At 61.8% G+C, this 21553-nt stretch carries 19 protein-coding genes and 2 pseudogenes; 9 read left to right on the top strand and 12 right to left on the bottom strand.

Translation table 11 applies throughout. The features are described 5' to 3' along the window. Window positions 1-14 precede the first annotated feature (14 nt). Window positions 15-485: a DUF1810 domain-containing protein gene (locus CAG47_RS21025; RefSeq protein WP_085726966.1), complete on the top strand. Its 471-nt coding sequence runs from the start codon at window positions 15-17 to the stop codon at window positions 483-485. On the opposite strand, the gene CAG47_RS21020 is transcribed toward CAG47_RS21025, so the two are convergent. Beyond that, on the bottom strand, window positions 450-2810 hold the full coding sequence (locus tag CAG47_RS21020) for a DNA polymerase II (RefSeq protein WP_177409048.1): 2361 nt from the start codon (window positions 2808-2810) through the stop codon (window positions 450-452). The genes CAG47_RS21025 and CAG47_RS21020 overlap by 36 nt on opposite strands. A gap of 302 nt (window positions 2811-3112) precedes the next feature. On the opposite strand from CAG47_RS21020, the gene CAG47_RS21015 reads away from it, so the two are divergent. Next, a complete protein-coding gene (locus CAG47_RS21015) occupies window positions 3113-3553 on the top strand; it encodes a CBS domain-containing protein (protein ID WP_085727023.1) in 441 nt (146 codons plus the stop codon). Between the two features lie 139 nt (window positions 3554-3692). Here the strand turns inward: CAG47_RS21015 and CAG47_RS21010 are convergent, their stop codons facing one another. Then, on the bottom strand, window positions 3693-4784 hold the full coding sequence (locus tag CAG47_RS21010; RefSeq protein ID WP_085726961.1) for a DUF1615 domain-containing protein: 1092 nt from the start codon (window positions 4782-4784) through the stop codon (window positions 3693-3695). Window positions 4785-4914: 130 nt separating this feature from the next. Here CAG47_RS21010 and CAG47_RS21005 point away from each other — a divergent pair, with 130 nt between their 5' ends. Next, window positions 4915-6450 (top strand): FAD-dependent oxidoreductase, encoded by a 1536-nt coding sequence (locus CAG47_RS21005; RefSeq protein ID WP_085727021.1) that lies wholly within the window; start codon window positions 4915-4917, stop codon window positions 6448-6450. A gap of 120 nt (window positions 6451-6570) precedes the next feature. Here CAG47_RS21005 and CAG47_RS21000 read toward each other — a convergent pair whose 3' ends face one another. Next, window positions 6571-7281 carry a glutathione S-transferase family protein gene (locus CAG47_RS21000; RefSeq protein ID WP_085726959.1) on the bottom strand — a complete coding sequence of 237 codons (711 nt, stop codon included), beginning with the start codon at window positions 7279-7281 and terminating at the stop codon, window positions 6571-6573. A 368-nt stretch (window positions 7282-7649) separates the two neighbouring features. Between CAG47_RS21000 and CAG47_RS20995 the strand changes: the two genes are divergently transcribed. After that, the gene (locus tag CAG47_RS20995) at window positions 7650-8321 is read left to right on the top strand and encodes a histidine phosphatase family protein (RefSeq protein WP_085726957.1); all 672 of its coding nucleotides are present in this window, start codon (window positions 7650-7652) and stop codon (window positions 8319-8321) included. Between the two features lie 151 nt (window positions 8322-8472). On the opposite strand, the gene mnmH is transcribed toward CAG47_RS20995, so the two are convergent. From mnmH to CAG47_RS20970, 5 genes are all read right to left on the bottom strand, one after another. After that, window positions 8473-9576, bottom strand: coding sequence for a tRNA 2-selenouridine(34) synthase MnmH (mnmH, locus tag CAG47_RS20990; protein ID WP_085726955.1), 1104 nt, complete (start codon window positions 9574-9576; stop codon window positions 8473-8475). Continuing rightward, a complete protein-coding gene (gene selD / locus CAG47_RS20985; RefSeq protein ID WP_085726953.1) occupies window positions 9576-10610 on the bottom strand; it encodes a selenide, water dikinase SelD in 1035 nt (344 codons plus the stop codon). Before selD ends, mnmH begins: the two co-directional genes overlap by 1 nt. Window positions 10611-10708: 98 nt before the next feature. Further along, window positions 10709-11665 carry a zinc-binding alcohol dehydrogenase family protein gene (locus CAG47_RS20980; protein WP_085726951.1) on the bottom strand — a complete coding sequence of 319 codons (957 nt, stop codon included), beginning with the start codon at window positions 11663-11665 and terminating at the stop codon, window positions 10709-10711. A 27-nt stretch (window positions 11666-11692) separates the two neighbouring features. Then, window positions 11693-11866: a DUF1427 family protein gene (locus CAG47_RS20975; protein ID WP_085726949.1), complete on the bottom strand. Its 174-nt coding sequence runs from the start codon at window positions 11864-11866 to the stop codon at window positions 11693-11695. Window positions 11867-11972: 106 nt separating this feature from the next. Then, on the bottom strand, window positions 11973-12752 hold the full coding sequence (locus tag CAG47_RS20970; RefSeq protein WP_085726947.1) for a helix-turn-helix transcriptional regulator: 780 nt from the start codon (window positions 12750-12752) through the stop codon (window positions 11973-11975). Between the two features lie 147 nt (window positions 12753-12899). On the opposite strand from CAG47_RS20970, the gene CAG47_RS20965 reads away from it, so the two are divergent. Together CAG47_RS20965 and CAG47_RS20960 are read left to right on the top strand one after the other, a co-directional pair. After that, entirely contained in the window at window positions 12900-13127 is a 228-nt protein-coding gene (locus CAG47_RS20965) for a DUF6555 family protein (protein WP_057714008.1), read from the top strand. 34 nt (window positions 13128-13161) lie between these two features. Then, window positions 13162-13428 carry a hypothetical protein gene (locus CAG47_RS20960; protein ID WP_085726945.1) on the top strand — a complete coding sequence of 89 codons (267 nt, stop codon included), beginning with the start codon at window positions 13162-13164 and terminating at the stop codon, window positions 13426-13428. Window positions 13429-13461: 33 nt separating this feature from the next. On the opposite strand, the gene CAG47_RS20955 is transcribed toward CAG47_RS20960, so the two are convergent. From CAG47_RS20955 to CAG47_RS20945, 4 genes and pseudogenes are all read right to left on the bottom strand, one after another. Continuing rightward, entirely contained in the window at window positions 13462-13626 is a 165-nt protein-coding gene (locus tag CAG47_RS20955) for a metallothionein (RefSeq protein WP_085726943.1), read from the bottom strand. A 119-nt stretch (window positions 13627-13745) separates the two neighbouring features. Continuing rightward, the gene (locus tag CAG47_RS29450; RefSeq protein WP_371917230.1) at window positions 13746-14501 is read right to left on the bottom strand and encodes a methyl-accepting chemotaxis protein; all 756 of its coding nucleotides are present in this window, start codon (window positions 14499-14501) and stop codon (window positions 13746-13748) included. A 102-nt stretch (window positions 14502-14603) separates the two neighbouring features. Further along, window positions 14604-15422, bottom strand: a pseudogene (locus CAG47_RS29445) (cache domain-containing protein); the annotation flags it as partial. Window positions 15423-15627: 205 nt separating this feature from the next. After that, window positions 15628-16944: a Na+/H+ antiporter family protein gene (locus tag CAG47_RS20945; protein ID WP_085726939.1), complete on the bottom strand. Its 1317-nt coding sequence runs from the start codon at window positions 16942-16944 to the stop codon at window positions 15628-15630. A 350-nt stretch (window positions 16945-17294) separates the two neighbouring features. Here CAG47_RS20945 and CAG47_RS29440 point away from each other — a divergent pair. The 3 genes and pseudogenes from CAG47_RS29440 to CAG47_RS20935 all read left to right on the top strand — a co-directional run. After that, a pseudogene (locus CAG47_RS29440) lies at window positions 17295-18584 on the top strand (HAMP domain-containing protein); the annotation flags it as partial. 102 nt (window positions 18585-18686) lie between these two features. Continuing rightward, a complete protein-coding gene (locus CAG47_RS29435; RefSeq protein WP_371917229.1) occupies window positions 18687-19442 on the top strand; it encodes a methyl-accepting chemotaxis protein in 756 nt (251 codons plus the stop codon). 316 nt (window positions 19443-19758) lie between these two features. Continuing rightward, window positions 19759-21435, top strand: a complete 1677-nt coding sequence (locus CAG47_RS20935) for an MFS transporter (protein WP_085726935.1) — start codon at window positions 19759-19761, stop codon at window positions 21433-21435. The last annotated feature ends 118 nt before the right edge of the window (window positions 21436-21553 follow it).

Genomic DNA, 21553 nt, shown 5'->3' with positions numbered 1-21553 from the left:
CGGAGAGCTTCGCCATGAGAAGCACCGACCACGAGGACCCGTTCAACCTGCAACGTTTTCTCAAGGCTCAGGACCCTGTGTTCGACCGGGTTCAAACCGAGCTGAACAACGGGCACAAGCGCAGTCACTGGATGTGGTTCATTTTTCCGCAGTTTGCCGGGCTCGGCGGCAGCGAGATGTCACGCCGCTTTGCCATCCACTCGCGGGAGGAAGCCCAGGCCTACCTCGAGCACCCGTTGCTGGGCGCCCGGCTGCGCACCTGTACCCAGGAAGTGCTGAACATCAGGGAGCGCTCGGTGGCCGGGATTTTCGGTCATCCCGACGACCTGAAGTTTCATTCCTCGATGACCCTGTTTGCCCAGGTCGCCGCCGCCGACAGCCTTTTCCAGCAAGCCCTGAACCAATACTTCCATGGCATCCTGGATGACTGGACCTTGTCGCTGCTGGACTCAAAACAGGCCCAGTTGCCCCCCAATCAGGGTTGAGAAGTCGTCGTCGACAAAGGGCAGTATCGCGTCCGCCACCGGTTGCAGTTGCCGGGTGATGTAGTGGTCGTAATCGATGGGCGCGCTGCGCACTTCCAGCGGCTCAGGGCCGGCGACGGTGATCACGTAGCTGATCCAGCCGCCGTTCTGGTATTGCCGCGGGCGGCCCTGGCGGTCGTTGTACTCGTCGGCCAGGCGCGCCGCACGCACATGGGGCGGCACGTTACGCTGATAGTCGTCGAGCGTGCGGCGCAGGCGCTTGCGGTAGATCAGCCGGTCATCGAACTCACCGGCCAGGGTCTTGCGCACGTAGTCACGCACATAATCCCGGTAGGGCTTGCGCAGGAAGATCCGCGAATACAGCTCTTGCTGGAATTGCCTGGCCAGCAGCGACCAGTCGGTGCGCACGCTTTCCAGGCCTTTGTAGACCATTTCGTCGCTGCCATCGTCACGGGTGACCAAGCCGGCATATCGCTTTTTGCTGCCTTCTTCGGCACCGCGAATGGTCGGCATCAAGAAACGCTTGTAGTGGGTTTCGAACTGCAACTCGAGAACGCTCTGCAAGCCGTATTCCCGCTGTACGTGCTCGCGCCACCACTGATTGACGTGTTCCACCAGCTCGCGACCGATCCGTGCGGCCTCCTGCTGGCCATGGGCGCGACGCAGCCAGACGAACGTCGAATCGGTGTCGCCATAAATCACCGCATGCCCCTGGGCCTCGATCAATTGCCGTGTGCGCAGCATGATTTCGTGTCCGCGCAAGGTGATCGACGAAGCCAGGCGCGTGTCGAAAAACCGACAACCGCTGGAGCCGAGTACGCCGTAGAACGCGTTCATGATGATTTTCAGCGCCTGGGACAGCGGCGCGTTGTGTTCGCGCTTGGCGGTTTCCCGGCCTTCGGCCACCCGCGCGACGATGGATGGCAGGCAATGCCGGGTGCGGGAAAAGCGCGCACCGCGAAAACCCGGCACCGACTCGCTGTCGTCAGGATGCTTGAGCCCCTCGATCAGCCCCACAGGGTCAATCAGGAAGGTGCGGATGATCGACGGATAGAGGCTCTTGTAATCGAGTACCAGCACCGATTCGTACAGCCCCGGTTGCGAATCCATGACAAAACCGCCGGGGCTGGCCTGGGGCTGCTTGCCACCGAGGTTCGGCGCAACGAAACCCTGACGGTGCATCAGCGGCATGTACAGGTGAGTGAAGGCCGCTACCGAACCGCCCATGCGATCGGCCGGCAAACCGGTGACGCTGGCCCGCTCCAGCAGGAAGGTCAGCAGCTGCGTTTTGGCGAAGATCCGCGTAACCAGTTCGCAGTCCTTGAGGTTGTAGGTGGCCAGCGCCGGTTTGTCCTCGGCGAACATGCGGTTGATTTCGTCCATGCGCTGGTACGGGTTGTCGATCGACTTGCCCTCGCCGAGCAAGGTTTGCGCGACGTTTTCCAGGCTGAACGAAGGGAAACTCCAGGTTGCCGAGCGCAGGGCCTCGATACCGTCGATGATCAGGCGACCAGCGGCTGAGGCGAAGTAATGGTTGCCGCTGCCATGTTCGCGCCACTGCATTTCCTCGCCGCCACGCCCCAGCTTCAATGGCACCGCCAGGCGTCGGGCGTGTTCGTGAAGCACCCGCAGGTCGAACTGCACGACGTTCCAGCCGATGATCGCGTCGGGGTCGAAGCGGGCAAACCAGTCATTGAGTCTTTTCAGCAACAGGGTCCGCGAATCGCAGTATTCGAGCTGGAAATCCACCTGGCTTTCGTCGCCATTGGGCGGGCCGAGCATGTACACCTGACGCTCGCCGCAACCTTCCAGGGCGATGGAATACAACTCGCCCTGGGCGGTGGTCTCGATGTCCAGGGACACCAGTTTCAGGCTCGGCCGGTAATCGGCATCGGCTTTCATCTGGGCGTCGAGCAGCAGGCCCTCGGCATTCGGCGTGCCACTGAAACGCACCGGCGCGGTGATGAAGCGTTCCATCATGTAGCGCTCCGGCGGGCGCACGTCGGCTTCGAACACCTCGACACCGGCCCGGCGCAGCGCGGTTTCCAGGCGCATCGACTGCCCGTGTAGCCGGCAGTAAAGACCCAGGACCGGGCGATGGTCGAAATCCAGCAGGGCCAGCGGCCTGAGCTCGACGTTTTTCTCGTCGTGCAGAACGCTTTCGGCCGCCTGACGCTGTTCAGCGGGGATGAACGCCACCGACGGTTGGAGGGGCAGGCGGATGCGCCGGGGACCGCTGTCGGTCGCCAGCCAGAACTCGACTTCCGTACCGGCCGGGGTATCGCGCCAATGCCGGGTCAGGACGAAGCCCTGCTGTAGATCCACCACTGGAAACCTCAACGTTGATTCAGAGGGGGATTCTAACCGTTATATCAGGCAGACACCGATCCTGTGGGAGCGAGCCTGCTCGCGAAGGCGGTATTACAGCCAACATCATCGTTGAATGTTGAACCGCTTTCGCGAGCAGGCTCGCTCCCACAGCAAAGGTGCTGGCTTGAAATGTGGGGGGTTGCCAGGGAAAAACCGTCGAATGACGTTTTTTGCGTGTTATCTGCCGCTTTCGCCCTTGCCCTGAAGGCTTGCGTCTACGATTCTTCATGAACAACGACAACACCCGAGTAACCACCATGAAAACCGTCGCCCAACTGCTCAAGCTCAAAGATCAGAAAAATCAGGAAGTGCACCAGATCAAACCCGATCACATGGTGCTCGAAGCGCTGATGAAGATGGCCGAGAAAAACGTCGGCGCCTTGCTGGTGGTGGACAACGGTGAAGTGCTGGGCATCATCAGCGAACGGGACTATGCACGCAAACTGGTGCTGCACGGCCGTTCGTCGGTGGGTACGCCGGTACGCGACATCATGGTGTCGCCAGTGATTACCGTCGACACCCATCAAACCGTGGATACCTGCCTGGGCATCATGTCTGACAAACGCCTGCGTCACCTGCCAGTGGTGGAAGGCGGCAAATTGATCGGTCTGCTGTCGATCGGCGACCTGGTCAAGGAAGCCATTGCCGAACAGGCGGAGCTGATCAAGCAGCTGGAGCAGTACATTCGCGGGGAATAACCCGACACACCGAAGATCCCCTGTAGGAGCGAGCAAGCTCGCGATGGACTCAAGAACGCCGCGTTTATCCAGTAAACCCGCGTAATCGTTAACGTCCATCGCGAGCATGCTCGCTCCTACAGGGTCTCATCCACCGAGATTACAGTCCTGCCCGCGCCATGCAGCGCTGGTAACGTTCATCGACCCGATTGGCAAACCACGCCGTGGTGAGTTTGCGGGTGATTTTCGGGCTTTGCAGCATGATCCCGGGCAACACCTCCCGGGGTAACGGCCGGCCCTCGGCCTTTTCAGCCAGTTCGAAAACCCGTCGATAGAGTTTGCTGTTTTCGAACGCCAGGGTGTTGCCCTCCTCCAGTTGCTCGCGGATCGTCGGATTGCGCATGTCCAGTTGCTTGCCGAGGCTACGCACGGCCAGCTCCGTGCTGCCGGGCATGATCGAACCGTAGCGCACCAGGTCGCCATCCAGCGCCAACTTGATACCGGAAGCCCGACTCACCGCGTTCTGAAACGCCGCGTTGCGACTGGCGTACCAACCCGCGTTGAAGTCCGCAAAACGGTACAACGGCTGCGGGTAGCTCACCGGATACCCAAGCAGATGCGCAATGCCGAAATACATGCCGCCGCGCCGGGTGAACACCTCATGTCGAATGGAACCCCGCACCGGGTACGGATAGCCCTTGGCCTGCTGCTCGGCAAAATCGATGCTGACCTGCATCGGCCCACCGGTATGCACCGGGTTGAAGCCGCCGAACAGGGTCTTGCCCATCGGCACCATGCCGATGAAGTCGTCGAAAATGGCGCTCAGTTCCTTTTCACTGCGCGCGGCGTTCAGGCGGTCGCTATAGCTTTTGCCCGTGGGCGAATCGAGCTTCAGCGCAGCACTGACCAGCAGGCCGGGAATGTGAGCCTTGGCGGCGCGACGGTCGATCTCGTCGCGGGCGATCTTGCCCAGGCCCGGTACACTCGGATCGACCTGAAAGGTCGACTCCTGCTCGGTCACGGCCAGCACCGAGCACAGGTTTTGCGTGGTCGGCGAGATATCCTGCGCGGTGAATGCCACCTGGATATCCGTGGCCCACCCTTGGGGGTCGGCAGCTTTCGCCGGCAACAGACGCACAATCTCGGCCTTCACCTGAACCGGCGTACGCGCCGCCGGTTCCTGGGTCCGTTGACTGCCACAACCGGCCAGTACCAACAAAGCGGCGATGCTCGAGATCAATCTGATTTGCATGTCGTTCCATTCAACTCCATTGGTCCGGGCTAACCATACGACCAATGGCAGGCTCCAGGCTATGGTGCTGTTGGTGGCTGCCTTCCCCGACTGGACCATACTTGATCCATACACCGAAGAGGACAGGATCATGCACAGAAGCGACGTGTTGATCATCGGCGCCGGGCCGACCGGGCTGGTCCTGGCGTTGTGGCTGAGCAAACTGGGCGTTCGCGTGCGGATTGTCGACAAGACCTCGACTCCGGGCACCACGTCCCGGGCGCTGGCCGTCCAGGCGCGGACGCTGGAGCTTTATCGCCAGCTCGGACTGGACGCCGCCGTGGTGCAGAATGGCCATCAAGTGCTGGCCGGCAACTTCTGGGTCAAGGGCGAGCCGGTGGCGCGCTTGCCACTGAGCCAGATCGGCGAGGGGCTGACGCCCTACGCGTTTCTCGAGATTTTCCCCCAGGACGAACACGAACGGCTGCTGATCGAGCGCCTGGAAGCCTTCGGCATCACGGTGGAACGCGACACTGAACTGACAGGCTTCGAGCAAACCGCAGACGGCATCACGGCCGAACTGCGCCTGCCCGATGGTCAGCTGGAAACCTGCCAAGCCTGTTACCTGGCCGGTTGCGACGGTGCCCGGTCGATTGTGCGCAAGACCCTGGATACCGGATTTCCCGGCGGCACTTACCAGCAGATTTTCTACGTCGCCGACGTGCAGGCCAGCGGCCCGACCTTCAACGGCGAACTGCATGTGGACCTCGACGAGGCGGACTTCCTCGCCGTGTTTCCGCTGGGAGACAGTGGTCGAGCCCGTCTGATCGGCACGGTTCGCGACGAGCGTGCCGAACACGCCGAGACCCTGCGCTTCGAGGACGTCAGCAGCCGGGCCATCGAGCATATGAAGGTGCAGATCGAGCAACTGAACTGGTTTTCGACCTACCGCGTGCATCACCGGGTGGCGGATCACTTTCGCAACGGTCGGGCGTTTTTGCTGGGCGATGCCGCCCACGTCCACAGTCCGGCGGGCGGCCAGGGCATGAACACCGGGATTGGCGATGCCATCAACCTGGCCTGGAAACTCGCGGCCGTGTTGAGCGGTGCAGCCGAGGCCAGGCTGCTCGACACCTATGAAACCGAGCGCATCGCCTTCGCTCGCAAACTGGTGGCCACCACCGACCGGGTCTTCACTTTCGTCACCGCCGACGGGCCGATTGCCGATTTGCTGCGCACACGCCTGGCCCCGTACCTGTTGCCGAAAATGACCTCGTTCGAGACCTCCCGCCAGTTCCTGTTTCGCACGGTCTCGCAGATCACCCTGAATTATCGTGGCATGCCGCTGAGCACGGGCGTTGCCGGGCATGTGCATGGCGGTGATCGGCTGCCCTGGGCCCATGACGGTGAGGGGGATAATTTTGAAACGCTCAAATGCCTGACCTGGCAGGTGCATGTCTATGGCGACACCAGCGACGAGATGATCGCCTGGTGCCAGGAACACCATCTGCCGCTGCAGGTGTTCGACTGGCGACCGGCGTTCGAAGTGGCGGGCCTGGGGCGCAACGGCTTTTATCTGTTGCGCCCCGATACCTATGTCGCGATCGCCGAGACGTGCTCGGACCCGAAAGTGATCGAACGGTATTTCCGCGATCACGGGATCCGGTCGTTTTTTGGCGTTTCCTGACCCAACAAAGATCCCCTGTGGGAGCGAGCCTGCTCGCGAAGGCGGTGAGTCAGTCACTATAAATGTCGCCTGACACTACGCCTTCGCGAGCAGGCTCGCTCCCACAGGTGATGCGGTGTATCAGCCCGCGACCGGGCTTGGAATCTGCAATCCGCGCACCACCGCCGGCCGTGCCAGGAAGCGCTCGAGCACCCGCGTGACGTTAGGGAAATTCTGGATGCCCACCAGATCGCCCGCTTCATAGAAGCCGATCAGGTTGCGCACCCACGGGAAAGTGGCGATGTCGGCGATGGTGTAGCGCTCGCCCATGATCCAGTCCCTCCCTTCGAGCCGGCCGTCGAGCACCTTGAGCAGGCGTTTGCTCTCCTCGACGTAGCGATCGCGGGGGCGCTTGTCTTCGTAGTCCTTGCCGGCGAACTTGTTGAAGAAGCCGAGCTGGCCGAACATCGGGCCGATACCGCCCATCTGGAACATCAGCCACTGAATCGTTTCGTAGCGTGCCGCCGATTCCCGGGCCAGCAGTTGCCCGCTCTTGTCGGCCAGGTAGATCAGGATCGCGCCCGACTCGAACAGCGCCAGCGGCTGGCCGTCCGGACCCTGGGGGTCGAGGATCGCCGGGATCTTGTTGTTGGGATTGAGGGACAGGAATTCCGGGGACATCTGGTCGTTGGTGTCGAAGCCGACCCGATGAGGCTCATAGGGCAGGCCGATCTCTTCGAGCATGATCGAGACCTTGACGCCATTGGGTGTCGGCAAAGAGTACAGTTGGATCCACTCAGGGTACTGGGCAGGCCATTTGCGGGTGATGGGGAATGCGGACAGATCGGTCATGGGCTGGATCCAAGAAGACATTGAGAGTGACGATCATAATGGAGATATCGGCTCAGCGAGCCCTTGGCGCCATCATTCTCACTGATAGAGGAGATCAACAGAGATCACGACGTTTTCGACGCCATCAGGTGTAGCTTGTCAATAAATCCGCAACATCCTGTCGATAACCTTCACTGCAAACCGTTGAAGGTTACCGGTACATTGCTGCGCTCTCGACCGGAATCGAACCAAACGGGCTCAGAGGACTCTGAGCAGCATCGCTTTGAGAACGGACCGGTTTCAACGACATGGAAAACACCCGACGCAGGAAAATCGTGGTGTAAAGGTTTGTCAGCCTTAACCGAATTGCGCTGAAGAACCTTTTATTCATGAACCTGTTCAACACTGCCAAACCTTTTAAACATCGCGCTTATCTGCTGTTGCCCGCCTTGCTGGTGGTCAGCGCGGTGTTCCTGTTGCTGGAATCCGGCCTGAGTCGCGCCCAACCGATCGATGGCACCCAGACGCTGGTGTTCCTGCGCCACGGGGAAAAACCCGCCGGAGGCCTGGGCCAGCTCAATTGCCAGGGGCTGAACCGCGCCATCGACCTGGCCACGCTGCTGCCGGAAAAGTTCGGCAAGGCCGACTACGTGTTTGCCGCGAACCCGACCCGTAACGTCGAGGAAGGCGAGTTCGACAATTCCTACAGCTACATCCGCCCCCTGATGACCATCGGCCCCAGCGCCATCAAGCTCGGCCTGCCGGTGAACATCGATTTCTCCGCCAATGACACCAGTGACCTGGCCGATGAACTGCTTCACGACAAGTATCACAACTCGGTCATCTACACCGCCTGGTCCCACGGCTACCTGCCTGAACTGATCAACAAGGTCGCCGGCGACGCCACGGGCAAGAACATGAAAATCACCGAAGACTGGGAGTCCAGCGACTACGATTCGCTGTATGTGCTGACCCTGACCTGGCACAACGGCAAGGCCAGCTTGCAGAGCAATGTGTACAAGCAGGGGCTGGATAATGGCGCGCAAACCTGTCCGACTTGAGGTTGTGCGTTGCTTGATCGGGCCTCTTCGCGAGCATGCTCGCTCCTACAGGGTTCTGTAGTGTTCATGCCTTCTTGAGCGCACTACAAATCCATTGTAGGAGCGGGTGCCCGCTTGCGGCATGCTCGCGATGGGGCCGGCAAAAACACCCTCAACCTTTCTGGCTACCCCGCTCCCGCAGATACTCGAGAACCGCCTTCCGCTCCCCCGCAAACTCGATCCGTGCGCCTTTCTTCTCCCGCTGGAACGCGTACATCGGGTCGTAGTATTCGCGCAGCAAGCCATCGATCCAGCCCCGGTGCAGATCCACCGCGCCACTGCGGGCCTGCTCCGCCAATGCCTCCTCCATCAACATCAACATGCGCCGATGACGTTCGCCACCCAGGCGTTTCTGCACATTGTTCAGGCTCGCCAGCAGCCGCTCGGAAAACAGCGCAAAGCCCTCCTCGCCGTGCACGTCGATGAATTCGGCGCACAGATCCACCACGTAATCGCGCAGGATCCGTTCGACCCGACCTTCCAGGCTGTCTTCCAGCCAGACCATCGGAAACTGCTGCATGCCCTGGTACAGCGGCAACGGCAGCGCACAACTGCCCACCGCGCGGCTTTCGTCTTCCAGAACGAACTGTTCGATGCCCCGGGCGCGCTTTTTCAGCACGTCCACCGCCAAGCGGTTTTCGAAATCGATATTCGAGGGTTGGCCGGTGGCGCGCTTGCCGAAACTGGAGCCGCGGTGGTTGGCATGACCTTCAAGGTCCACGGTGTTGTTCAGTTGCATGAGCAGTTCGGTCTTGCCGGTGCCGGTCATCCCGCCCAACAGGACGAAATCGCACTGGGCAACCGCCTGATCGAGGGTATCCAACAGGAAGGTACGCATGGCCTTGTAGCCACCGCCCACCCGTGGGTAGTCAATGCCGGCCTCGTCCTTGAGCCATTGCTGGACAATCTGCGAGCGCAGGCCGCCGCGAAAACAGTACAGATAGCCATCGGGATGCGCCCGGGCGAAATCGGCCCAGGCCTGGAGGCGTTCGGCCTTGACCGCGCCCGACACCAGTTGATGCCCAAGCACAATGGCCGCTTGCTGGCCGTGCTGCTTGTAGCAGGTGCCGACCCGTTGGCGTTCATGGTCATTCATCAACGGCAGGTTGATCACGCCGGGGAACGAGCCCTTGTTGAATTCGACCGGCGCGCGGGTGTCCATCATCGGCCGGTCGTTGATGAAGATGTCGCGGTAATCGGTGTAATCGACAGACATCAAGACACCTCGACCGCGTTGCTCTGTCGCTCGACCAGTTCACCGATCGGTTCCAGGCTCAGGCCCAGTTCGGCGGCCACGCCAAGGAATTGCTCGTTACCTTCGGGCGTCACGGCAATCAGCAGGCCGCCGCTGGTCTGCGGGTCGCAGAGCACGCGTTTGTGCAGCTCCTGAAGGCGTCCGAGCTTGCTGGCGTAGCTGTCGAAATTGCGCAGTGTCCCGCCCGGCACGCAGCCCTGTTCCAGGTAATACTCGACGCCCGGCAGGCGCGGTACGCGGTCATATTCGATACGTGCGGTGAGCTGACTGCCATCGGCCATTTCCACCAAATGCCCGAGCAGGCCGAAACCGGTGACGTCGGTCATCGCGGTCACGCCGTCGAGCTTGCCGAAGCGGCTGCCGGGTTTGTTCAGGGTGCACATCCAGTCCCGGGCCAGGCCGATGTCAGCGTTGCGCAACTTGCCCTTTTTCTCGGCCGTCGTAAGGATGCCGATGCCCAAGGGCTTGGTGAGATAGAGCAGGCAACCGGCCGTGGCGGTATCGTTGCGCTTCATGTGGCGCTTCTCCACCAGACCGGTGACGGCCAGGCCAAAAATCGGCTCAGGTGCGTCGATGGAATGTCCACCGGCCAGCGGGATGCCCGCCGCGTCGCATACCGAACGACCGCCGCGGATCACTTCCCGGGCAATTTCCGGTGCCAGCACGTTCACTGGCCAACCCAGAATCGCAATCGCCATCAACGGATCGCCGCCCATGGCGTAGATGTCGCTGATGGCATTGGTGGCGGCAATTCGGCCGAAATCGAAGGGATCATCGACGATCGGCATGAAAAAGTCCGTGGTCGAGACCACGCCGCGTGCTTCGTCGATGGCATACACCGCGGCGTCGTCACGCGAAGCGTTGCCGACCCAGAGTTTCGGGTCGAGGTTCTGCGCCCCGCTGCCGGCCAGGATCACTTCCAGCACCTGGGGAGAAATCTTGCAACCGCATCCAGCGCCGTGGCTGTATTGAGTCAGGCGAATCGGCTCGCTCATGGAGGCACCTCTTGGAGTTCAGGTCGCTAATCCTACAGCAACGGACCCTTTCCTTTGTAGGAGATGCAGGGTGAACAGTGCCCCCACATTGATTGCAGTCAAGGCAACAGAATCACCTTGTCGCCGCTGCCCTGATCCACTTCGGCGTAACGCTCCAGCCCTTCGGCCAATGGCGACTCGAACAAGCCCTGGGGCAATGGCAACAGGTCCTGGTCGAAGAAGCGGCCGAACTGCTCGAGCATCGCCGCACACGCCTGTACCCCGTACAGCAACGAGTTGATCCCCACCACCGAGCCGCCCTTGCGATACAACGCCAGGGCCGGCAACTGCACGTGACCGTCCACGGGCGCCGCGATGATTGCGATGCGGCCGAACGCAGCCAGGGCAGGCACAGAGGCCGGCAGCCAGAATCCGGTGGTGTCGAAAATCACGTCGGCACCGCCGGCATACACGGCATCGACCTGGGCCCCGAGGTCTTCGGGTTTATCCAGTTGCAAGGTCTGATAGCCCTGTTCCTGCAAGTCCCTGACCTGCTCGGCACGCCGCGCGGCCGCCAGCACTCGGGCACCGCGCACCTTGGCCAGGGCCAGCGCGGCACTGCCGACCGCACCGCCACCGATGACCAGCAAGCGGGTTTCGGCCGTCACCAGGCTGCGCTCCAGCGCATCCCACGCCGTGGTGTACGGCACGCCGAGGCTGGCGGCCTGGGCGAAGCTCAGGTGCGTGGGTTTGAGCGCTACGCCATTGGCCGGCAGCTTGACGAACTGCGCGTGGGACCCGTCGGCGAAAAAGCCCAGTTCCCGCCCCGTCCCCCAGACTTCCTGGCCGATCAGCGCTTGCGGGCCAGCCACGACCACACCGGCAAAGTCACGACCGGGAATCCGCGGCAAGGTGGTGTAGGGGAAGCGTCCCAGCACGTTCTTCACATCGCTGGGGTTGAGGCCCGCGGCCTTGATCTCGACCAACACATCATCGGCGCCGGGCACAGGCGTAGGCACCTCCACATAGCGCAGGGCCGAGAGATCACCGGTTTTATCGAATTGCAGAGCTTTCATGGGCATATCCACCAGGTAAAAAAGGCTTCAGGAGATCCAGCCGGCCACCAGCTCTCGCCCCATCGGCCAGAGTTTCTCGCCGGCGAGCATGCCGAGCAGGCCCACCAGCGCGATGGCCGGGGGTGCGGGAGAACGAAAATCCAGGGCGCCGTAGAGCAGACCGACACCCAGACCGATGGCCAGTGACATGAGGAGGTTCATGGCAGACTCCGGGGCAATTTGAGGTATGCGTAGAGTCTAGAGGGCGACGCGTTCGGGCATCGGCCAAGTACTTCTGAATTTCGGCCAAAGCAGGCTGCCGGCCAATTCAGTCCTGGCGTTGCGCCACGGGAAACTGCGAGGGGGCAACGCCCAGCTCACGACGAAACATGTCGCTGAAACTGCTCGGCGAATAGCCCAGGTCCCGGGCGATCGCGCTGACCGGTACGCCCTGGATCAACTCGGCCACCGCCGTCGCCAGTTGCACCTGACGCCGCCACTCGGCGAAACCCATGCCCAGACCGTCCTTGAACAGCCGCGCCAGGGTCCGCACGCTGGCACCGGCATTTTCCGCGTGCTGTTCGAACGCAATCTCCAGCGAGGGTGCGGACATGACCGCCTGGCACAGGTTCATCAGCCGTCGGTCGGAATCGTCCGGCAGCGGGATTTTCAGCAGCGAACGCCTGGCCCGCTTGAGCTCCAGCAGCGCCAGGCCCACCAACGCGTCGTAATACTCGGGTGATCCGTCGTTGCCCTGCTCCACCAGGCCGACAATCAGTTCTCGCAGCAAGCCACCGACCTCGATGACCTGCACACTGTCATCCAGGGTCGCCGCCAGGGACGGACGCAGGTAGATGTTGCGCATCTGCAGGTCAGACACCACGCGAATCCCGTGGGGTACGCCGGGCGGCAACCACACCGCCCGTTGCGGCGGCACCACCAGCGCCTCGTGCGGTGTCTCGACCCACATCACCCCGCTCATTGCATAGAGCAACTGGCCCCAGACGTGCTCATGGGGCTCGATGTACAACCCGCGCGGATAGGTGCGGGCCAGCGGTTGCACGGGCACATCGGTGTCACTCAGGTCGGGCGGTGCGGCAAGGGCCATGGTCAATGTTCATTGGGGATCGGCAAGCCTGCATGGTAACGAGGCGCCGGGCTTGTCGCCAGCAACTGCCGCCATCGGGAAGATTCGAATGAATTTTCCCGATGGCGCGCGATCCTTCTAGGTACAACAGGGAGAAACAGGATGTTTATGAACAGCGCAAAATTGTTCGTCATTGAGTACACCCTCCATGGCGCTCCGAAGTCATTCATTATCCGACTGGAAAAAATGGATAACGCAGAAGCCTGGCATTGGGCGAGCTGTGACGCGGGGGTGGGGCGAATCCCCCGATTCGGACGCGAGAAGGTGCAGAAGACCAGCAAGCCGATGGCGGAAAAATTCGGCGTGGAAAACGTCAAGTGGCGGCCGGCGAACTAAGCTCTGGCAACCATCAGGGCCGGGGGGAAGGATAATGACCGCGAAATCCGTCAGCAGCCTTGCGCAGTTGGAGTACGGTTTGGGCAGCACCACCAGAAGCGTCGAGTGCCGGATCGGCCTGGAACAGGTCGAAAATGACCCATTTTGCTTCGCCATACGCGTGCCGGCGCCCCTGCCGGAAGATCTTGAGCAAGCCAGGACCCTGGTGGTGCGGGTGGAGGGACGGCGCTTGCAGGGCACCGTTCGCCGCAGCGAATGCCTGGAAGACGGCAGCCTCAGGCTGGAAGTGGAGCCGGATTAGGCTCCACTTTTTTATGGCGTGTCGCGAATGCCGTCAGCCCTGTGAGCACTTGCAGCCTTTATTGGCGCACTCCTCGCCGTGCTCATGGTGTTTGGCGCAGGCTTCACAGCAGTAATGCTTGCCGTGGCGGGCAATCGGATGTTCGCCGAGTTTGCAGGAACATTTCGGACAATCGCAGATACTTTCACGGTCAATCATGGAACTGGCTCCTCTAGCAAGGTCGTCCAGTGCTCGGATGCACAAAACAAGTGTAGTGGCTGTCCCTCCTATCGGTCACAAATCCCTGTGGGAGCTTGCTCCCACAGGTTGCAAACCCGTCAGATCCGGAACTGCCCCACCAGACTGCCCAGGCGTTGACCGAGGTCGGCCAGGCTGCGCGACGTCTGCGCGCCGAGCTGGGTTTCGTCGGCGACTTTGTCCACGGCCACGGCAATCTGATGCACGCTGCGGTTGATTTCCTCGGCCACGGCGGTCTGTTCTTCGGCGGCACTGGCGATCTGCGCGTTCATCGAATTGATGGTGGCGATCAACTGAGCCATGGTGTCCAGCGATGCACCCGCCTCGTTGGCCTGGGCCGAAGTGCCATCGCCGGCCTCGCTGGAACGACGCATCGCCTCCACCGCCGACTGGGTACCGGCCTGCAGGCGGTCGATCATGCCCTGGATTTCCTGGGTGCTGATTTGCGTGCGGCTGGCCAGCGCCCGCACTTCATCGGCCACTACCGCAAAGCCGCGCCCGGCCTCGCCGGCACGGGCGGCTTCAATGGCCGCGTTGAGCGCCAGCAGGTTGGTCTGCTCGGCAATCGAGCGGATCACCCCAAGCACGCTGACAATCGACGACACGTCTTTTTGCAGGCTGTCGAGGGAGACGCCGCTGCTGCGGATGTCGTCCACCAAGGCATGGATTTTTTCGATGCTGCCCGCCACCACACGCTTAGCGGCCTGCCCTTCTTCATCGGTCTGTTGGGCTGCCACCGCGGCGTTCTGCGCACTCTTGGCCACTTCCTGGGCCGCCGCCGACATTTCGTTGATCGCCGTGGCCACCTGATCGGTTTCGTGGCGCTGGCGTTCCATGGCCTGATCCGAGCGAGTGGCCTGGTCGGACACCTGATTCACCAGCCCGGTCAGTTGCGAAGTCATTTCAGTGATCTGCCGCACCAGGCCGTGGATCTTGTCGACGAAACGGTTGAACGAGCCGGCCAGTTCACCGAGTTCGTCCTGGCTGGTGAGGGTCAGGCGACGGGTCAGATCGCCCTCGCCCGCGGCGATGTCATCGAGATTGTCTTTCATCAAATGCAGCGGACGCAGAATGGTGTTGGCCAGCAACATCCCGGCAGCAGCGATCAGCAGCAGCACCACGAGCGCCACGCCGACGATGCTCAGGACCATGCCTTGCATGCGCTCCTGGACCTTGGCTTCGACCACCGCCACTTGCGCTTCGATGCCATCGAGGTTGACCGAAGTGCCGACCGCCATGTCCCACTTCGGCAGGTATTCGGTGTAACCGAGCTTGGGCACCAGCACCTGGGTATTGCCGGGCAGTGGCGAGCTGTATTGCAGGTAGTGCGTACCGTCCTTCGCCACCTTCACCAGGTCGCGGTTGACGTAGACACCGTTCGGGTCTCGATTGTCCTTGAAGCTCTGGCCCACGCCCTCGGGGCTATTGGCCTTGAACAGGCGCACGGTGTTGGAGTCGTAGCCGAAGAAGTAGCCTTCCTTGCCATAGGTGATGCTCGACAGCAGCTTGATCACCTGGGCCCGCGCCGCCACATCGCCGGGGGCGGCCGCGTCGTAAAGCGGCTTGATCGTGGTCATGGCCACGGCCACGTAGCCTTGCAAGGTCGCCTTGGCATCGGTGAGCAAGCGTTCGCGGGTCTGCTCGACTTCCTTGCGCGCCTGATCCTGAAGAATGAACAGCGTGGTCAGGCTGATGACCAGCGCAAACAGCAACACCGGGAGGACGGCAAGGGACAGGACTTTGGCCTTGAGGCTCATGCGCATGACGTTCACTCTTTTGATTTTGTTGGCGTGGTTAAACGCTTTAACGGCACGCCGGGACAAAAGTTGAACGCGGTCGTCGGAGACACTGAAGATCCCTTGTGGGAGCGAGCCTGCTCGCGAAAGCGGAGTGTCAGTCACATCGATGCTGGATGTGCTGCCGCCTTCGCGAGCAGGCTCGCTCCCACAGAGGGTATCGGGGTTACAGCACCATCGCCGCCACCCAGCCGAACGCCAGCAGCGGCAGGTTGTAGTGCAGGAAGGTCGGGACCACGGTGTCCCAGATGTGATGGTGCTGGCCGTCGATGTTCAGGCCGGAGGTCGGGCCCAGGGTCGAGTCCGACGCCGGCGAGCCGGCGTCGCCCAGGGCACCGGCCGTGCCGACGATGCACACGATCGCCAAGGGGCTGAAGCCCAGTTGCACGCACAGCGGCACGAAGATCGCCGCCAGGATCGGCACGGTGGAGAACGACGAGCCGATGCCCATGGTCACCAGCAACCCCACCAGCAACATCAGCAAGGCTCCGATGCCCTTGCTGTGATCGATGTACGCCGCCGAGGACTCGACCAGCGTCTGCACTTGACCGGTGGCCTTCATCACTTCGGCGAACCCCGAGGCTGCGATCATGATGAAGCCGATCATCGCCATCATTTTCATGCCTTCGGTGAACAGGTCATCGGTGTCGCGCCATTTGACGATGCCCGACACGGAGAAAATCAGGAAGCCTACCAGTGCACCGATAATCATCGAATCGAGCAACAATTGAATGATGAATGCCGCCGCGATGGCCACGCCGGCGACCATCAGGCTCAGCGGGTTGTATTGCACCGCCACTTGCTCGACTTGCTCGATCCTGGCCAGGTCGTAGACACGCTTCTTGCGGTAGCTGACAAACGCGATCAGCAGGCCCGCCACCATGCCCAGGGCCGGGATGCCCATGGCGTGGGTGACATTGATGCCGCTGATGTCCACACCGCTGCGAGCGACGTTGGCCAGCAGGATCTCATTGAGGAAGATGTTGCCAAAGCCCACCGGCAGGAACATGTAGGGGGTGATCAAGCCGAAGGTCATGACGCAGGCGATCAGGCGACGGTCCAGTTGCAGCCTGGTCAGCACATAAAGAAGCGGTGGCACCAGCAATGGAATGAAGGCGATATGGATCGGCAGGATGTTCTGCGAGGCGATGGCCACGACCCAGAGCAGGCCGATCAGCAACCATTTGACCTGGCCACCGCCGCTGGCGTGCTGGCGATCGACCATCGCCAGAGCCTTGTCGGCCAGCGCATGGGCCATGCCGGACTTGGCAATCGCCACCGCGAAAGCGCCGAGCAAAGCGTAGGACAACGCCACCGTAGCCCCGCCACCAAGGCCGCTGTTGAAAGCCTTGAGTGTCGCCTCGATACCCAGACCGCCAGTCAGGCCCCCGACCAGCGCACCGACGATCAGGGCGATCACCACATGCACGCGGGACAGGCTGAGTACCAGCATGATGCCGACCGCGGCAATCACTGCATTCATTTCATTACCTCGAGACAAACGAAAAGACTCCGTCCGGCAGTCTGCGAAGAGCCGCCAGCGGATTAAGGAATGGGTTTTATTAGAAGGCGCGCACTGTGCCGCAGAGTCCCCCCCATGTCAAAGCCAGGTAATGGCAAATGATGACCTGTAGGAGCGAGCGCCCGCTTGCGGCATGCTCGCGATGGTGGACCAGACACCTCGGGGCATCAGACTTCCATCATCATCGTTGACGACCATCGCGAGCATGCTCGCTCCTACAGGGGGAAGAGTTTGATAGGCGGGATAAAGAAAACGCAATCGCGGCCGCTACAGTGCAAAGTCTCAGATATTTATCGAATAAGGACGTCTCCATGTCGCTCAGACAACTTTCCATCCAATGGAAAATCACCCTGCTGGCCGGGCTGTGCCTGGCGGGCATCGTGACCCTGCTGGTGGGTCTTTCGCTGTATCGCATGGAGCACAGCTCCGCGCTGGTGAAAACCTCGAGCATGGAGATGCTGACCGAGGCGGCCCAGGCGCGGATCGAATCCCAGGGCGAAAACCAGGCGCTGGGGATTCGCCAGCAGTTCATGGACGCCTATCAATACGGCCACGGTTTCTCGCGGCAGGTGCTGTTCCTGCGCGAGCAGGCCGAAAAGCGCTTTCTCGATGCCTTCGACCTGCGCGAAGACCTGACCCGCCAGGTCAAGTCAGCCCTGCAGGCCAACCCGGAGCTGCTCGGCCTGTCCCTGGTGTTCGAACCCAACGGGCTGGACGGCAAGGACGACCTGTTCACTGGCCAGGCCGAACTGGGCAGCAACGACAAGGGCCGTTTCGCCCTCTATTGGTCGCAGCCGACGCCAGGCAAGGTGACCTCGATGGCGCTGCCGGAAAAGGACATGGCCGACACCAGCACCGGCCCCAGCGGCGAAGCGGCCAACGCCTGGTTCACCTGCCCGCGCACCACACTCAAGCCCTGCGTGATCGAACCCTACTTCTATGAGATCGACGGCCAGAACGTGCTGATGACCAGCATCGTTTTCCCGCTGATGGTCAACGGCAAGGTCATCGCCTCGCTGTCGGTGGACATCAACCTCAACAGCCTGCAAGCCGTCAGCCTGGGCGCAAGCAAGAAGCTCTACGACGGCCAGACCAGCGTCAGCATCATCAGCCCGGCCGGTTTGCTCGCCGGCTACAGCCCGGACGCCAGCAAACTCAGCCAGCGCCTGGATGCCGTGGACAAGACCAGCGGTGGCGAACTGCTGCGCATGCTCGGCGCCAGCAGCAAAACCGCCAGCCTGCACAGCGATCAGCAACTGAAGGTATTGGCGCCCTTCCAGCCGATTCCCGGCGGCAAATCCTGGGGCGTGCTGCTCGACGTGCCGGAGAAAGTCCTGGTCGGCCCCGCCGAAGCCCTGAAAAAACAACTCGATGACAGCAACACCGCCGGCACGCTGGTGGAACTCGGCTTGGGAGTACTCGCCGCGCTGCTGGGCCTGGTACTGGTGTGGCTGATGGCCCGCAGCGTGACCAGGCCGATTCTCGGCGTGGCGCACATGCTCGAAGACATCGCCAGCGGCGAAGGTGACCTGACCCGTCGCCTGGCTTACGACAAGAAGGACGAACTGGGCCAACTGGCCGGCTGGTTCAACCGCTTCCTCGACAAGCTGCAACCGATCATTGCCGAAGTGAAACGCTCGGTGCAGGACGCCCGCAGTACGGCTGACCAGTCGTCCGCCATCGCCAGCCAGACCAGCGCCGGAATGGAGCAGCAATACCGTCAGGTGGACCAGGTCGCCACTGCCTCCCACGAGATGAGCGCCACCGCCCAGGACGTCGCCCGCAGCGCCGCGCAAGCGGCCCATGCCGCACGGGATGCCGATCAGGCGACCCGTCAGGGCCTGACCGTGATCGACCGCACCACCACCAGCATCGACAACCTCGCCGCCGACATGAGCGCGGCCATGGTCCAGGTCGAAGGCCTGGCAGCCAACAGCGAGAAGATCGGCACGGTACTGGAGGTGATCCGCGCGATTGCCGAGCAAACCAACCTGCTGGCCCTCAACGCCGCGATCGAAGCGGCCCGTGCCGGTGAGGCCGGGCGCGGTTTTGCCGTGGTGGCCGATGAAGTGCGCAACCTGGCGCGACGCACCCAGGAATCCGTCGAAGAAACCCGCGTGGTGATCGAACAACTGCAAAACGGCACCCAGGAGGTGGTGGGGTCGATGAACAACAGCCATCGCCAGGCCCAGGGCAGCGTCGAGCAGGTTGGCCAGGCCGTGACGGCGCTGCGCCAGATCGGCGACGCGGTAACCGTGATCAACGACATGAACATGCAGATCGCCAGTGCCGCCGAAGAGCAAAGCGCGGTGGCCGAGGAGATCAACAACAACGTCGCGACCATCCGCGATGTGACCGAGTCGCTGTCGGGCCAGGCCAATGAATCGGCGCGGGTCAGCCAGTCGCTCAACAGCCTGGCGAACCAGCAACAGAGTTTGATGGACCAGTTCCGCGTCTAAACCCTGCAAACATCCCCTCTGTAGGAGCGAGCATGCTCGCGATGAACGCACAGACACCGCGTTCATTCAGGATGTCAACGTTATCGTTGACATCCATCGCGAGCATGCTCGCTCCTACAGGTCTCGTGTGGCTCAAACAAATAGTGGCAAGTGGATATCTGCTGCAAGCCGATTATGCTTTCAGGAACCTTGCAGCGTTTCCAGGCGTCAACCTCAAAGCAAGACCCGTAATCCGATGACATCAGCCTCAGGGCCAGGGTGCGGTAAGTGTTGGTGGGAACTCCGGCCTACGACAAGAGCAAGACGGAGAATACTCATGGCAGCAATCGACAATGCAACCACGGGCAGCACGCCCAACCGCGGCATCACCCGGGAGGAGCGCAAGGTCATCTTCGCCTCATCCCTGGGCACCGTGTTCGAATGGTATGACTTCTACCTGTACGGCTCCCTCGCCGCGATCATCGCCAAGCACTTCTTCGCCGGCGTCAACGAGACGACTTCCTTCATCTTCGCCCTGCTCGCCTTCGCCGCCGGCTTCGCCGTTCGGCCCTTCGGCGCCATCGTGTTCGGCCGGCTGGGTGACATGATCGGACGCAAACACACCTTTCTCATCACCATTGTGATCATGGGTGTCTCGACGGCAGTCGTGGGCTTGCTGCCGGGCTATGCAAGCATCGGCGTAGCCGCGCCGATCATTCTGATCAGCCTGCGTCTGCTGCAAGGCCTGGCCTTGGGCGGCGAGTACGGCGGCGCGGCGACCTACGTGGCCGAACATGCCCCCAAGGGCAAGCGCGGCTTCTTCACTTCGTGGATTCAGACGACAGCGACCCTTGGCCTGTTCCTGTCGCTGCTGGTGATCCTTGCCTGCCGCACCGCTCTCGGCACCGAAGCGTTCGAGGCCTGGGGCTGGCGGATTCCGTTCCTGCTGTCGATCCTGTTGTTGATCGTCTCGGTGTACATCCGCCTGCAACTGAGCGAGTCACCGGTGTTCCAGAAAATGAAAGCCGAGGGCAAGGCGTCCAAGGCCCCCCTCACCGAGTCCTTCGCCCGCTGGGAAAACCTCAAGATCGTGATCATGGCCCTGCTCGGCGGCACCGCCGGCCAGGCGGTGGTCTGGTACACCGGGCAGTTCTATGCGTTGTTCTTCCTGCTGCAGACACTGAAGATCGATGCGCAGACGGCCAACCTGCTGATCGCCGGCTCGCTGCTGCTCGGTACACCGTTCTTTGTCCTGTTCGGCGGCCTGTCCGATCGCATCGGACGCAAGGGCATCATCATGGCCGGCTGCATTCTCGCGGCCGTGACCTATTTCCCGATCTTCCATGCGCTGACCCAGTACGGTAACCCCGATGTGTTCATTGCGCAGGAGAAGAACCCGGTCACGGTCATCGCCAATCCCGGCCAGTGTTCCTTCCAGTTCGACCCGGTGGGCAAGGCCAAATTCACCAGTTCCTGTGACCTGGCCAAGTCCGTGCTGGCCAAAAGGGCGATCCCCTACAAGAACGAAAACTCCGAACCAGGCGCTGTAGCGCAGGTGCGCATTGGCGACAAAGTGATCGAGAGCTTCGAGGGCACCGGCATGCCGGCCGCCGACTTCAAGGCGAAAAACGACGCCTTTACCGCCACGCTCGCCACCGCCCTCAAGGAGGCCGGTTACCCCGAGAAGGCCGACCCGGCCAAGACCAACTACCCGATAGTGCTGCTGCTCCTGACCGTCCTGGTGATCTACGTGACCATGGTCTACGGCCCGATCGCCGCCTGGCTGGTGGAACTGTTCCCGGCGCGTATCCGCTACACCTCGATGTCACTGCCCTATCACATCGGCAACGGCTGGTTCGGTGGCTTCCTGCCGACGGTGGCGTTCGCCATGGTGGCGGCCACGGGGGACATCTACTACGGGCTGTGGTATCCGATCGTCATCGCGGTGATGACGGCTGTGCTGGGCATTTTCTTCATGCCGGAAACCAAGGATAGGGAGATTCATCACACCTGAGCGGGGTCCTGTAGGAGCGAGCATGCTCGCGATGAGGCCGTGTCAGTCGACATTGATCGCGGCTGACATACCGCAATCGCGAGCATGCCGCAAGCGGGCACCCGCTCCTACAGGGCTC

The organism is Pseudomonas sp. R37(2017), assembly GCF_002113375.1.
GTDB lineage: Bacteria > Pseudomonadota > Gammaproteobacteria > Pseudomonadales > Pseudomonadaceae > Aquipseudomonas.
This window is presented reverse-complemented; position numbering and strand designations above follow the sequence as displayed.